Source organism: Lentzea fradiae (assembly GCF_900100955.1).
GTDB lineage: Bacteria > Actinomycetota > Actinomycetes > Mycobacteriales > Pseudonocardiaceae > Lentzea > Lentzea fradiae.
In genome coordinates this window covers 297,053-309,890 of record NZ_FNCC01000009.1, presented here as the reverse complement: position 1 = coordinate 309,890, position 12,838 = coordinate 297,053, and the positions used below count along the sequence as shown (strand labels likewise).

Here is a 12,838-nt window from a genome sequence, read left to right as displayed (position 1 = left end):
GTCACCGGTGTGCGGCGTCGAGGACCCTGGGCATCCCCTTGAGCAGGTCCCCCTTGCGGGACCGGACCTCGTCCGGCACCCGCCCCCGCGTCACCGCGCGCATCCGGGGGTCGGCGAAGCGGTACCCGCCGGACGCGCCGGTCGCGCGCAGGATGCCGCGCTGCACGAGGACGCGCAGCCAGCGACCGGCCTGCCGCGACCTGGCGTCGGTCGCGAGGACGGCCACGGCGCGCTCGGTGAAGTCGCCGTCGACGAGCGAGGCGTCGTACAGCACGGCCCTCGCCTCGGCGGGCAGGGTGTCGAGCAGGCACTCCAGCCGCGACCGGACCGCGTACGGGATGCGGGTGAGGCCGGGCCTCGCGGGGATCGCGTCGGGCGGGGTGGCGAGCATGCGGCCGTACTCGATCGCGAACAGCGGGTTGCCGCCGAGCTCGGCCGCGAAGGACAGGAGGTGCTCCGGGCAGTGCTGCGGGGTGCCGCCGGTCCGCGTCTCGAGCGTCGACCGGTACGACTGCCACAGCAGCGTGGCGATCACGTCGTCGGGCAGCGGGGCCAGGCACAGCGAGCCGCCGCGGACCATCCCGCTGCCCCAGAACGGGAACCGGGTCAGCAGGTCGGGCCGTGCGCTCGCCACGACCAGCAGCGGCACCCCGCCGGAGTACCTGAGCAGGTGGTCCAGGAAGCCGGGGACGAGGTCGTCGGCGACGTGCAGGTCGTCGACCAGGAGCACCAGCGGCTTCACGCGCGCCAGCGCCTCGAAGAACTGCGTGAGCGCGTCGAAGGACTCCGCCGTCACCGGCACCGGCGTGTCGTCGAGCCCGAGCAGGCCGTCGACGTGGGCCAGCATCCACGGTGCCCGGTGGCTGTCCACCAGGCGGGAGATCAGCTCGGTCAGCCTGGCCGCGACCACGTGCGTGGGTTCGTCCGCGTGGATGCCCGCCGCGGCCCGCACCAGCGCGGCCAGCCCGGAGACGGGGTCGGAGCCGCGGGAGGAGGCCGCGGAGAGCAGGGTGACGTCGCGCAGGCCGCGCGCCCATTCCCGCAGCAGCCTGCTGCGCCCGGCGCCGTCCTCCCCGAACACCGTGAGCAGGTGCGGCTGCCGGAGCTCCCGCGCCGCCCTGAGCGACCGGTCGAGGGCGCGCAGCTCGTGGTCGCGGCACAGGAACGGCGGCGGTTCCGGTCCCTCCGGCGTGCGCAGCGCCTCCGTCGTGGTGGTGCACACCTCGATCGGACCGGCCGCCGGGTCCGCGAGCAGCTGCCGGCAGCGCGCGGCGAGGTCCGCGGAGATCCACGGCCGCGAACCCCCTCGGTTCTCCCGCCGCAGGTGCACCTCGCCCGCCACCACGGCGACGCGGACCTCGAACGGCAGCCAGCCACCGTCGGGGCGTTCCAGGCCCGACACCGGGCTGAAGCGGGCGTTGATCGAGCGCGCCAGCCGGACCGCCCTGCTCGACGCGGCGCTGTCCACGCCGTCGAGCTCGGAGGTCACCAGCCAGAGGGGCACGTCCTGCTCGGAGCCCGCGAGCGCGCACTCGTCCACGACGGCGTACGTCCACCGAGACCCGGCCTCCTCCGAGACCGTCGTGCGGAGGCGTTCGCGCAGCAGCGCGAAGTCCTGCCCGGTCGGCGTCCTGCCGAGCGCGGGCCTGGCGGACACCAGCAGCGCCGTCGTCCACCGCATCTCGTCGACGGCGACCGGCTCGGCCGCGGCGCGCGTCGCGGGGGAGACCTTGGCGGTGCCTCCCACCGCGGGCGCGGCCAGCAGCGAGGTGTCGTGGTTGAGGATCGCGAGCTCCAGCTCCTGCAGCTCCGGGCTCGGGTCGAGCCCGAGGCGGTCGACCAGCGCCTCGCGGGTCCTGCGGTAGACCGCCAGCGCGTCCGCCTGCCGCCCCCGCCGGTAGAGCAGGCGCATCAGCTTGGCGCACAAGCCTTCCCGCAGCGGCTCCTGCTCGGCCAGCGCCTCCAGCTCGCCCGTCAGCTCCATGAACCGGCCCAGCTGGAAGTCGGCCTCGATCCGGTCCTCCAGGGCGTTGAGCCTGGCGTTGCGCAGGGCGGTGGCCTCCGGCCAGTCGAAGCCCTGCTCGGCGAGGTCCGGCAGCAGCGGCCCGTGCCACAGGTCCAGGGCCTCCCGCAGCCGCACCGAAGCCGCCTCCCACTCTCCCGCGGCCAGCGCCTGGTGTCCCTGCGCCGCCCAGCGCTGGAAGCGGACCACGTCGATGGACTCCGGCCGCACCTGCAGGAGGTAGCCGGGGGCGCGGGTGAGCAGCTGCGGCCGTTCACCGCCGGGCTCGCCCATCTCCAGGAGCCTGCGCAGCGCGGACACCGCGTTGTGCAGCATCTTGCGCGCGGAGGCCGGTACCTCGTCCGGCCAGAGCGCCTGGAGCATCTGCCGGGTCGGCACCACGGAGTTGTGGTGCAGCAACAACATCGACAGCGCGAGCCGTTGCTGGACACCCCCCACGGCGATCGGCCTGCCGTCCGCCACGACTTCGAGCGGCCCGAGGAGAGAGAACTGCACGGCTGACCACCTCGCAGAGAACAGGAGACCGATGCGAAGCTGACCTTGCCGTCCGGCGCTACCGTTTTCTGACCGTGCTGTTACCGGCGCCGACCTGGCGGGTTCCCGTCGGCGGGGGAACCGCGGAACCCGCCTGGTCGCGACGCCGCCGGGTCAGGTCCCGTCAGTGGCCGCCCGGACCGCGGACACCAGGGTGCGCACGCTGTGGAAGGTCTCCGGGCGCAGCAGGTCGTCCGGCAGGTCGGCGCCCAGCTCCTCGCGGAGCGCCACGACCACCCGCACCATGCGCAGGGAGGTCAGCCCGAGGTCGCGCAGCGGGACCTCGTCGTCGGCCGGTGCGGCGCCGCCGGGCAGGGTGCGGCCGAGGATCCCGCGGACCGCTTCGGTCAGCGAGGACGTGGGTGAGCTCAAGACTTCCTCCTGGGTCACGAGATCGGGTCAGCGGTGGGAGCTGGTCGCCTGCAGCTGGCGCGGGCGCAGGGCCGACGTCACCCTGTCGCCCGCCTCCCGCAGGTCGGTCCAGGGCCGGGCGGTCGTCAGCCGCACCGCCCCGCCGTCGAAGCAGAAGTTCAGGATGGCGGGGTAGGTGGAGACGCCGGTGCGGTCCAGCAGGCTGCGGAAGGCGAGGTAGCTGTCGTCCCAGTCGGGGAACGTCACCGCCGCGTTGATCGAGTAGGCGGGGGCGGTCACGGTGCCCGCCTCCGCGAAACCGGCGCACGTCGCGCCCCGCAGCACGGTCAGCGCCTCGTGCCGGCTCCGGCGTTCGTGGACGTACCCCGCGTAGGCGCGGCGCAGCGAGTCGGTGGTCAGGCCGTAGCTCGGCTCGAACTCGGCCAGCTCGGCGGGCCCCGGCACGGTCAGCCCGGTGACCATCCAGCGCTCCATCCTGGCGAGCACCTCGACCGCCGTGTAGAAGAACGACTGCGGGCCGCCGAACATCGTGGAGGCGTGCTCGTAGTAGTCCGCCACGAACGCCTGGTCCGCCATGATCCAGCCGGTCTTGAGCCCCGGCGCCGACCAGTTCTTCGACAGGCTGGAGATGCGGATGACGTTCGGCGCGGCGCGCTGCGCCGACCTCCTGCGCTCCGGCCCGAGCCACTCGTGGCACTCGTCCAGCAGGATCATCGTGTCCGGGGACGCGGTGCGGATCAGCTCGGCGAGCTCGGCCTCGTCGACGACGGCGCCGGTGGGGTTGATCGCGGTCTGCAGCAGCACCAGCGGGGTGTCCGGCCGCAGCGCGTCGATCAACGGCCGCAACGAGACCTGGCCGGCGGTGCTGGCCAGCGGGACCATCCGGGTGGCGCTCCGCCGTGCCACCGCCTCGACCAGCGGCGGGTAGTTCGGAATCCCGCACAGCGCCGGTCCGGCCGCGCGGGACCGTCCGGTGAGGACGTAGTCGGCGATGTTGCTGACGGTGAACGTCCCCCCGAGGGTGATGGCCACGTTGGCCTCGGTGTAGACGCTGCGTTCCATCATCGCGTTCTCGTAGGCGGCGATGGCCTCACGCGCGGGCACGCGGCCGCGGGAGTCCGAGTAGCCGTACCAGTCCCGGTCGAGCGCGTACCGGAGGCAGTCCTTCAACGCGGCGGGCAGGCCCCACTCCTGCTCGTCGACCGAGCCGCTGGACAGCAGGAGGTGGTCACCGGCCAGCGCGCCGTAGAGGTCGTCGCGGAAGTAGAAGTTGAAGAGCTCCTTGACGAACCGCACCGCGGAACGGGAGTGGTACACCTCGTCCGCGGTCACCTCCCGCCTGCGCCGGGACCGCCGCCACGCCTGCGCGAGCTCGGGGCGCAGCGAGGCTTTCCCCAGCTCGTGCTCGACGCGGCCGAGGAACAGGTCCCGCAGCTCGAACGGGTCCGCGGGGTTCACCGCGCGGGCGAAGACGTCCAGGGTGCGTTCCCCGACGTACGGCACGAAAGTGTTCTCGTCCTGTTCCGGGGGTAATGCGCGCGCGGCCATCACGCGTGCTTCCTCGGGTACTGAGATAGTGCGTGGTTCGGACAGCGAGTCGAACAGCGCCATTGTTTTCCCGTTCTCCCGGCTGCATTCGAGCCACGTTGAAAAACGCGTCGCCGAGAGCAGCTCCATCGAATTTCCACGGTGGTCACACTGAATTGGTGCGCGGTGCCCGGCGGGCACCGGGTCATCTCCCCGCGGGTTCCGTCCGGATCTCGAAGATCTCGGACAGCGCGAGGGCGGTCCGTTCCAGCTCGGGCTCGGTCTCGGCGCCGATGACGAGGAGCGTGCACCAGACGGACGGGTGGGACGCCTCGACGTGGTCGCCCACCTGGTGGTAGCTGACCGCGTCCAGCACGTTCGGGTGTGCCAGCAGCTCGGACCTGTCCGGCATCGAGACGATCACGCCGGACCGCCGCGGGACCAGGCACAGGCCGCCGACGACGGGGTGGGACCCGGAGGCGAACGGCAGGCCGGAGCGCTCGCCGTCGAGCAGCTCGTGCAGGACGACCAGCCCGCCGTGCACGCCGTCCAGCGCCTCGACGACGTTCGCCACGTTCGCTCCGCCGATCCGCGAGGCGATCTCCGAGACGAGCAGCCGCCCGGTGCCGTGCTCGCGGAACACCTCCAGGTGGGTGGCGCCGCGCTCGACGCCCACGGCGGAGTTCAGCTGCGTGCTGATCTTGAGGAGCTGGGCGTACAGGTCGCCGAACTCCGACTCGCGCAACAGCACCGAACCGTGGGCCGCCCGCCCGGACCAGGCTCGCAGCCGGGGCGAGAAGTAGCGGCTCACGTGGAAGGTCCACGGCTTGCCGTCCCGCCACACGGCGTCGACGTGGAACTCCTCGCCGTCGATGAACTCCTCCGCGATGAACTGCGCGGCGAGAGGGCTGGGCAGCTCGTCGGAGAGGGTCCGCAGCGCCTCCGCCAGCTCGGCGGGGCCGTCGACCTTCACCGTGGCCGTGGTGCCCCAGCCGCCCGCCGGCTTGAGGACCAGCGGGTAGCCGACGGCCCGCTCGATCGCGGCGGGGTCGGCGGTGGCGAGGTCGGGGACCGAGCACCAGCGGGCCGTCGGCACACCGGCCTGGGCGGCGCGGAGCTTCGTGACCCGCTTGTCGCGGGTGGCCAGCGCCACGGACGGCGAGAAGTGGCCGAGGCCGAGCAGGTGCGCGAGGTACCCCGCGGCGTACTGGGTGAACTCGGGGAAGCTGACGACGCGGTCGATCTCGATCCCGCGGGACAGGAGGTCGCCCGCGACGGCGCTCAGCTCCTCCAGCGAGTCGTACGACGAGATCCGGTAGACCCCGGCGAAGCGGGCGAGGGCCTCGGGGGGCATGGCGAGGCAGCCGGGCGAGGAGTCCAGGACCGCGTAGACCTCGTCGGCGTGGTCGAGCACCAGCTGGTGCCAGTTGTGCCTGAGCATGAGCACCTTCATCGAGCAGCTCCTGTTCGTGGTCGTGGTGAATGCGCGTCCGGTGCTCGCGGGCGGACCCAGGGCCGCGACCGGTCCCCGGGAGCAATGGCGAAATGTCCCGGGAACTAGTGCGGCGGACACGTCGAGATGCTCGCGTGAACGACGATCAGTGCCCTCTCATTTTCCTGCGCCGCTGCCGAACCGTGGGTAGGCGGCGGGTAACCGGAATGTCAGTTACCGCTTCCATTCCGGAATTGATTGCCGATTCGGAGGTGCCTTCCTAACGTGGTCGCGACCTATCAAGGGAAGGTGCGATGACCTCGACGGGATACCGCTGGGAAATGGCCGCAGACCCGGCCGAGGTGCACGACCTGCTGTGCGCCAGCGACCGCTTCCAGGCCGAACGGACCGGCACGGCGGCACCCGTGCGCAACCCCGCCGGCACCGCGGCGCACGTCGCTGCCGGCCGGGTCCACCTGCTGCGCGACGGCGAGCTGCCGACGGCGATGTTCACGCTCGTGGAGAGCCCGCCCTTCGACGAGCCTCCGGACGCGTTCCCTCCCGCGGTCCGGCCGGTCTACCTGACCCGGCTCGCGGTCAGGCCGGAGGCCGCCGGCTCGCTGGCCGGGATGATGTGCGTGCGCCGGGCCATCGCCACCGCGACCGGTCTCGGGGCCGACGCGGTGCGCTGCGAGGCGAACCCGGGACTGGCGCACACCGTGGAGCTGTTGCAGGCACTCGGGTTCGTCCTCGCCGATCAGCGCGAAGGCTCGCACGTCGTGCACCTCCACCGGCCCCTCGGCCGCTGACCGGGCCCCGAAACGCCGGAGTGCCGCCCGAACCACGCGGTTCGGGCGGCACTCCGGCATCGGTGGCTTCAGCGCCAGGCGCGGCCGGGAGTCCCGCGCACGTCCCAGCTCCCCGGCTCGGCGAGGTCGGGCGGCACCGGGGCGCCCGGCTCGGCACCGGTGGGCTTGAGCATGAGCGTGGGCAGGTGGCCGTCCAGGGCGAACCGGCCGGTGGGTTCGGAGATCTCCGCTCCCCGCCGCAGGAGCACCTCCCGCGCCTCGGCGGGCAGGTCCTGCGTGCAGAGCAGGATCCACCGCCCCGGCAGGAGGTCGTGGGCCACGTCGACCAGGTCCGCCTTGACGTCCGGGTCGTCGGCCTCGCACTCGACGATGGTCGTCGGCGTGTCCCCGTCGGCGGGGTCGAGCACGAAGCGGTGGCCGACCAGGAACCCGACCGGCTTCTCGTCCCCCGCCACGAGGTAGCGGTAGTCGGCCATCGGGTTGGCCGCCCGCCAGGCGTAGTACTCGGCGTCGCGCGCCACGCGGACCCGGCCGTCGTCGGGGACGCGGGACGCGACCTCGGCCATCGCCGCGATGGTGTGCTCGTCGCCCGTCGCCACCGAGATGGGGACGCCCGACCTGGTACCGGTCCGCACCGGCTCGTCCGCCCACCCCGGCCGGAACGGGTCGCCGGTCCTGGTGACGACCGAGAGCGGCCACGGCCCGGCCATCTTCCAGCCCCGCAGCAGCATGGCGGGGATCGCGCCCTGGTCGCCGAAGTCGAGCAGCCAGGGGATGCCCGCGTCCCGCAGCCGGCGGGCCGCCTCGTCGAGCATCAGGTGGAACAACGGGCTGTTGCGGTGCTCGGGAACGACGATCGTGTCGGTGACGCACGGCAGCGTGAACCGGGCACCGTCGCGTTCCCACCGCGAACCGAACACCCCGACCATCCCCACCACCCGGCCGGAACCGTCCCTGGCCAGCACGGAGAAGCGCCCGTCCAGGTACGGGTTGTCGCGGTACTTCCAGTGGTAGTAGGCGAGGTTGTGCTCTTCGCCGTGCCACAGGGCGTCCTGCAGCTCCAGGATCTCCGGAACGTCCGGCGGCAGGCACCCGGAGAGTGCGAAGGTCTCGCTCATCAAAGGCTCCCGGTCGAGAAGGTCGTCATCTGCGCTGGGGACACCCGTCCCAGCACGCTTCAGAACTGCTGTCCGTAACGCCCCGCCCCGCTCGCGACTCTCTTTCGCGTTTCCCGTGTCGCACGCGGGGCCCTTTCGTACTGTCTCGGCGTACGCGGGGCCCCCGCGTACTAAAGCCGCGTCACGGAGGGGAGGCGGGGACCGGCTGGATGGGTGACGCTCGGGCGGGTGTGGGGCGGGAGAGGGACAGAACCTCTGGCGGAGTGCTCAGCCGGCGGACGTGGCCGCGGTCTTCGCGCTCACCAGCCTGGTGATCGCGAGCGGGGTGCGGAAGTTGGTGAGCTCCAGGTCGTCCTTGCCGATGCGGATGTCGAAGCGCCGTTCGAGCTTCGCGATGAGGCCGACCATCGCGAGCGAGCTCAGCACACCGCTGTCCACGAGCTCGGTCTCCGGGTGCAGCTCGGTGAGGCCGAGCAGTTCGAGCAGGCTTTCGCTGACCGCGGCGAGAACGGTGTCCGAGGCCGGCGGCGGGACGGTGGTCATGCGGGTCTCCTTCTGCGTGATGGCGCACAGCTGTCGGCGCCGCTCCGATGCCGGAGCGACGGCGTGGTCAGGGGATCGGTCGTTGGGCGCCGGTCAGGCGATCCTGACGGTGACGGTCTTCGGCCGCTGGTACTCGGTGAGGGCCAGCACGCTCAGGTCGGTGCCGGAGCCCGACTGCTTGCGGCCGCCGTGCGGGAGGTCGGCGGTCTGCTCCAGGTGGCAGTTCACCCAGACCTCGCCCGCCTGCAGCTCGCGGCTGATGCCGAGGAGGCCGGAGACCGAGTCACCCCAGACGCTCGCCGCCAGGGCCTGCGGCACGTCGTTGGCCATCCGGACGGCGTGCTCCGGCGAGTCCGCCGCCTGCACCGTCAGGACCGGGCCGAAGATCTCCTCGGTGACGGCGGGGTCGTCGTCCGGCAGGTCGGCGAGGACGACGCCGGGGCGCCAGTAACCGCCGCGTTCGTCAGGTGCCACGACCACGTCGCCCTGCTCGCGGATCGCGGCCTTGCTCGCGTTCAGGATGGAGTCGTACCGCGCGAGCTGGTCGGGGTTGTTGAGGGGACCGAAGTCGGCGCCCGCACGGCGTCCGCGCATGGCTTCGGCCAGTGCGCTGACGGTCGAGTCGAAGTTCTCGGCGAGGGTGATCACCCGTGCCGGGGCGGCACAGCTCTGGCCGGCGTTGTAGGTGCACGCCGCCACGAGGTCCTCGTAGGTGTGCGCGGGGGCGTCCGGGAGCACGATCGCCGGGCAGTTGCCGCCCAGCTCGAGGCTCACCCGGCGCACCCCGGCGCGGGCGTGCACGTCGAGACCGCCTTGCAGGCTGCCGGTGAACGCGATCGCGTCGACGTCGCTCGCCACCAGGAGCCTGCCGGTCTCGCGGTCACCGGGCGTCACGGTCAGCACGTCCGGCCCCAGCACCTCCGCGGCGTGCTCGGCCAGCAGCAGCACGCTGTCCGGCGTGGTCTCGGCCGGTTTCAGCACGACCGCGTTCCCGGCGGCGAGCGCGGGCGCGAGACGCCAGATCGCCATCATCAACGGGTAGTTCCACGGCACGACCACGCCGACGACGCCGAGCGGCTCCCACCGCACCCAGCTCTCCCGGCCGGGAATCCGGTGCCCGCTCGCGGGGCTGAGGTCGCCCCTGACCACGCCCGCGTAGAAGCGCAGCAGGTCGACGCAGTTCGCGATCTCGCCCTCGGCCTCCGAGCGGGGTTTGCCGGTGCCGGCGCACTCGCTCCGCACGTAGGCCGCGGCGTCGTCCTCGACCGCGGCGGCGAGCCGCAGCAGACGCCGGGAGCGTTCGCCGGTGGTCAGGGCCGCCCACCCGGCCGCGCTGAGGCGTGCCGAGTGGACGGCTCGGTGGATGTCGTCTTCGCGCAGCGTGGGGAAGACCTGTCGGGGGACACCGGTCCTCGGATCCGTGGCAGTCGAGGGCATGCGCCTCAGTAAAGGCCCGGAGCGCGGAGCCGGGCCACGGCGGAGATCCACTCTGCGGTAATCCGCGGCACCGCAGCGCTCATCGGTGCGTAATCGTTGCCAGGCAAGCGGAGCGCCAGGAACTCGGGGCGCCGGCGCGGGAATGCGCCGGTATCGCCGAAGGAACGCCCCGGTGCAAGGTCACTCGTCGAAAGGCGCATGCACCGCGTTCTGCGAGGAGGTAGCTCGGTGGGAATCCAAGGCGTGGGTGAAGCGGGTGAACCGGCGTGACGCGGCTCGACGCGCTCGTCGGCGCCCAGGCCGCGCGGACGCCGGACGCGGTCGCGATCGTCCACGGTGACCGGCGGCTGACCTACGGAAGGCTCGACGAGACGGCGAGCCGCGTGGCGAACGCGTTGCTGGCGGCCGGTTTGCGGCCGGGCGGCCGGGTCTGCGTGCTGGTGCCGAAGTCACCGGAGATGGTCGTGTACCTGCTGGGCGTGCTGAGGGCGGGCGGTGTGTGCGTGCCGCTGGACGTGGCGAGCCCGGTGAGCCGCCTCGTCTCCGTCGTCGGGCAGGTGGGTCCGTGCGTGCTGCTGGCCGACACCGCCCGTGCCCCGCTGGCGGCGGACGTGCTGGCCGCCGTGCCCGCGGACGTCGTGACCGCGCTGTTCGTCCCCGACGGCACCGCGACCGCGCAAGTCCCCGTGCTGGACGAGACCACGCTGGCCGAAGCGTCCACAAAGGACCCGCAGGCGCCTGCCGGTGAGTCCGGCGTCGCGTACCTCCTGTTCACCTCCGGGTCCACGGGCGAGCCGAAGGGGGTGCAGCTCACGCACGACGGCATCGCGCACTTCGTCGGCTGGGCCCACGACCACTTCGGGTTCACCGCGGAAGACCGGATCTCCTGTCATCTCCAGATGCACTTCGACGGTTCCCTGTGGGACGTCTACGGCGCGCTGAGCTGCGGCGCCGAACTGCACCTGGTGCCACCGTCGGCGAGCCTGACGCCCACCGCGCTGGTGGAGTTCCTGCGGTCCTCGCGGGTGACGCAGCTGGCGACCGTGCCGTCCGTGCTCAGCGCGATCGCCCGGTACGACGTGCTCGCCGAGGACGACCTGCCGGACCTGCGCCGCCTCGTCTGGGGCGGCGAGGTGTTCCTGCCGGACGACCTCGCGTACTGGATGAAGCGGCTGCCGCACGTCTCGTTCACCGGTGTCTACGGCACCACCGAGGCGACGATCGCGAGCTGCTTCCACACCGTGACCGAACCGCCGCACGAGCCGCTGCCGATGGGCGTGGCGATCCCGGGGGAGGACGTGTCCGTCGTCGGCGAGGACCTGGCCCCGCTGCCGATCGGCGAGATCGGCGAGGTCGTCATCGGCGGCGTCGGCGTGACGCCGGGCTACTGGCGTTCGCCGGAACGCACGGCCAAGGCGTTCTTCGAGCGGGACGGCCGCCGTTACTACCGGACCGGTGACCTCGGCCGGATCGGTCCCGACGGGCTGCTGCGCTTCCACGGCCGCGCGGACCGGCAGGTGAAGATCAGCGGGTACCGCATCGAGCTCGACGACCTGCTGACGGCGCTGCACGCGGTGCCGGAGGTCGCGATGGCGGCGGTCGTGACCACGCCGGGCCGCAGCGGCGCACTGGAGATCTGCGCGGCGTACGTCCCCGCCGAAGAGGGGCTGACCGTCCCCGTGCTGCGGGAGGCGGTGGCACGCAGGCTGCCCGCCTACATGGTCCCGAGGCGCTGGCTGGAGCTCAAGGCGCTGCCCGTCAACGCGAACGGCAAGACGGACCTGATGGAACTGCAGCGGCGTTTCGCCGAGGACGAGGGCTGAGCCGTGACCTCGACAACGGAACGGGACGTGACCGGTCCCGCGTTCCCGCGCGCGTCGTCACGCGTGCGCGGCATGATCTCCGGCCGGATCTTCGAGCTGCTCGCGGAAGCGGCGCGGTCGGACGCCGTCGACCTCGGGCTCGGGGTGCCGGGCGCGCCGGAGACGTCGCCGCTGGTGATCGACGAAGCCTGCGCCGCGCTGCGCTCCGGCCACAACCAGTACGAGCTGCCGGAGGGCAACCGCGCGTTGCGCCGCTGGATCGCGGACACGCTGCCCGGCGACACCGACCCCGGCACCGAGCTGACCATCACGGTCGGCGCCACCGAGGCGCTCATGGCCGCCGTGCTGGCCGTGGTCGACCCCGGCGACGAGGTGGTGGTGTTCGAGCCGTACTACGAGAACTTCGTCAACGCCGTGGTACTGGCGGGAGGCGTCCCGCGGTTCGTGCGCACCCGGCCGGACGACTGGCGCTTCGACCCCGCCGAGCTGCGCGCGGCGTTCGGCCCCGCCACCAAGGCGGTGATCGTCAGCACGCCCAACAACCCGACCGGCCACATGCTGGACGAGTCCGAGTGGGCCGAGATCGCCGCGCTGTGCCACCAGTGGAACGCCGTCGTCATCTCCGACGAGATCTACAGCGGGTTCACCTTCGCCAAGCCGCACATCTCGGTGACCGAGGTCCCCGGCCTGCGCGACCGGAGCTTCCTCGTCGGCAGCCTCTCGAAGACCCACTCGGTGAGCGGCTGGCGGCTCGGCTACCTCCGTGCGAGCGCCGAGCTCACGGCCATCGCCCGTCGGGTGCACGCGACGGTGTGCGCGGGCGCCCCCGCGCCGTTGCAGGAGGCGGTCGCGAAAGCGGCGGCACAGGACCCCGGCTTCGCCACGCCGGCGGACGACCTGCGGTCCCAGCGCGACCGGGTCGTCACGTTGCTGGAGAAGATCGGCATGGAGTGCCGTCTCCCGGACGGCGGCTGCTACCTGATGGCACGGGTGCCGCGGGGCGAGAGCAGCGACGACTTCGCGCACAGGCTGGTCCGCGAGGCCGGTGTGCTGGTGGCGCCGGGAACCGTTTTCCACGTGGACCCCGCGGCCGGCGCGGACCACGTGCGCGTGGCGTTCAACCGCAGTTCGGAGTTCCTCGACGAGGTGGCCGTCCGGCTGGCCTCCTTCCGGACCGGCATGTCCGGCACCGGGCTCTGACCGACTTTCCGAGCAGGATT

The 12,838-nt window shown here is 72.5% G+C and carries 10 protein-coding genes; 3 read left to right on the top strand and 7 right to left on the bottom strand.

Going from position 1 to position 12,838, the window contains the following annotated elements:
* Position 1: 1 nt before the first annotated feature.
* The 4 genes from BLT23_RS22960 to BLT23_RS22945 form a co-directional block, all read right to left on the bottom strand.
* Positions 2–2,518: an ATP-binding protein gene (locus BLT23_RS22960; RefSeq protein WP_090051887.1), complete on the bottom strand. Its 2,517-nt coding sequence runs from the start codon at positions 2,516–2,518 to the stop codon at positions 2–4.
* A gap of 153 nt (positions 2,519–2,671) precedes the next feature.
* Entirely contained in the window at positions 2,672–2,929 is a 258-nt protein-coding gene (locus tag BLT23_RS22955; RefSeq protein ID WP_176946880.1) for a phosphopantetheine-binding protein, read from the bottom strand.
* Positions 2,930–2,956: 27 nt separating this feature from the next.
* On the bottom strand, positions 2,957–4,477 hold the full coding sequence (locus tag BLT23_RS22950; protein WP_245744116.1) for a pyridoxal phosphate-dependent aminotransferase: 1,521 nt from the start codon (positions 4,475–4,477) through the stop codon (positions 2,957–2,959).
* Between the two features lie 184 nt (positions 4,478–4,661).
* Positions 4,662–5,909: an ATP-grasp domain-containing protein gene (locus BLT23_RS22945; RefSeq protein ID WP_090051884.1), complete on the bottom strand. Its 1,248-nt coding sequence runs from the start codon at positions 5,907–5,909 to the stop codon at positions 4,662–4,664.
* Between the two features lie 293 nt (positions 5,910–6,202).
* Here BLT23_RS22945 and BLT23_RS22940 point away from each other — a divergent pair, with 293 nt between their 5' ends.
* The gene (locus tag BLT23_RS22940; protein ID WP_143036005.1) at positions 6,203–6,697 is read left to right on the top strand and encodes an N-acetyltransferase; all 495 of its coding nucleotides are present in this window, start codon (positions 6,203–6,205) and stop codon (positions 6,695–6,697) included.
* A 68-nt stretch (positions 6,698–6,765) separates the two neighbouring features.
* Here the strand turns inward: BLT23_RS22940 and BLT23_RS22935 are convergent, their stop codons facing one another.
* The 3 genes from BLT23_RS22935 to BLT23_RS22925 form a co-directional block, all read right to left on the bottom strand.
* On the bottom strand, positions 6,766–7,815 hold the full coding sequence (locus tag BLT23_RS22935; RefSeq protein ID WP_090051882.1) for a GNAT family N-acetyltransferase: 1,050 nt from the start codon (positions 7,813–7,815) through the stop codon (positions 6,766–6,768).
* Positions 7,816–8,082: 267 nt separating this feature from the next.
* A complete protein-coding gene (locus BLT23_RS22930; protein ID WP_090051881.1) occupies positions 8,083–8,358 on the bottom strand; it encodes an acyl carrier protein in 276 nt (91 codons plus the stop codon).
* Positions 8,359–8,451: 93 nt separating this feature from the next.
* A complete protein-coding gene (locus BLT23_RS22925; RefSeq protein ID WP_090051880.1) occupies positions 8,452–9,795 on the bottom strand; it encodes an aldehyde dehydrogenase family protein in 1,344 nt (447 codons plus the stop codon).
* A gap of 266 nt (positions 9,796–10,061) precedes the next feature.
* Between BLT23_RS22925 and BLT23_RS22920 the strand changes: the two genes are divergently transcribed.
* Positions 10,062–11,618, top strand: coding sequence for an amino acid adenylation domain-containing protein (locus tag BLT23_RS22920; protein ID WP_090051879.1), 1,557 nt, complete (start codon positions 10,062–10,064; stop codon positions 11,616–11,618).
* A gap of 3 nt (positions 11,619–11,621) precedes the next feature.
* Positions 11,622–12,818, top strand: a complete 1,197-nt coding sequence (locus tag BLT23_RS22915) for a pyridoxal phosphate-dependent aminotransferase (protein WP_245744102.1) — start codon at positions 11,622–11,624, stop codon at positions 12,816–12,818.
* Positions 12,819–12,838 lie beyond the last annotated feature (20 nt).

Excerpts from the sequence above, each read along its gene's own strand:
- BLT23_RS22930 (WP_090051881.1), bottom strand. The coding sequence starts at position 8,358 with ATGACCACCGTCCCGCCGCCGGCCTCGGACACCGTTCTCGCCGCGGTC.
- BLT23_RS22940 (WP_143036005.1), top strand. The coding sequence starts at position 6,203 with ATGACCTCGACGGGATACCGCTGGGAAATGGCCGCAGACCCGGCCGAG.
- BLT23_RS22950 (WP_245744116.1), bottom strand. The coding sequence starts at position 4,477 with ATGGCCGCGCGCGCATTACCCCCGGAACAGGACGAGAACACTTTCGTG.
- BLT23_RS22945 (WP_090051884.1), bottom strand. The coding sequence starts at position 5,909 with ATGAAGGTGCTCATGCTCAGGCACAACTGGCACCAGCTGGTGCTCGAC.
- BLT23_RS22925 (WP_090051880.1), bottom strand. The coding sequence starts at position 9,795 with ATGCCCTCGACTGCCACGGATCCGAGGACCGGTGTCCCCCGACAGGTC.
- BLT23_RS22935 (WP_090051882.1), bottom strand. The coding sequence starts at position 7,815 with ATGAGCGAGACCTTCGCACTCTCCGGGTGCCTGCCGCCGGACGTTCCG.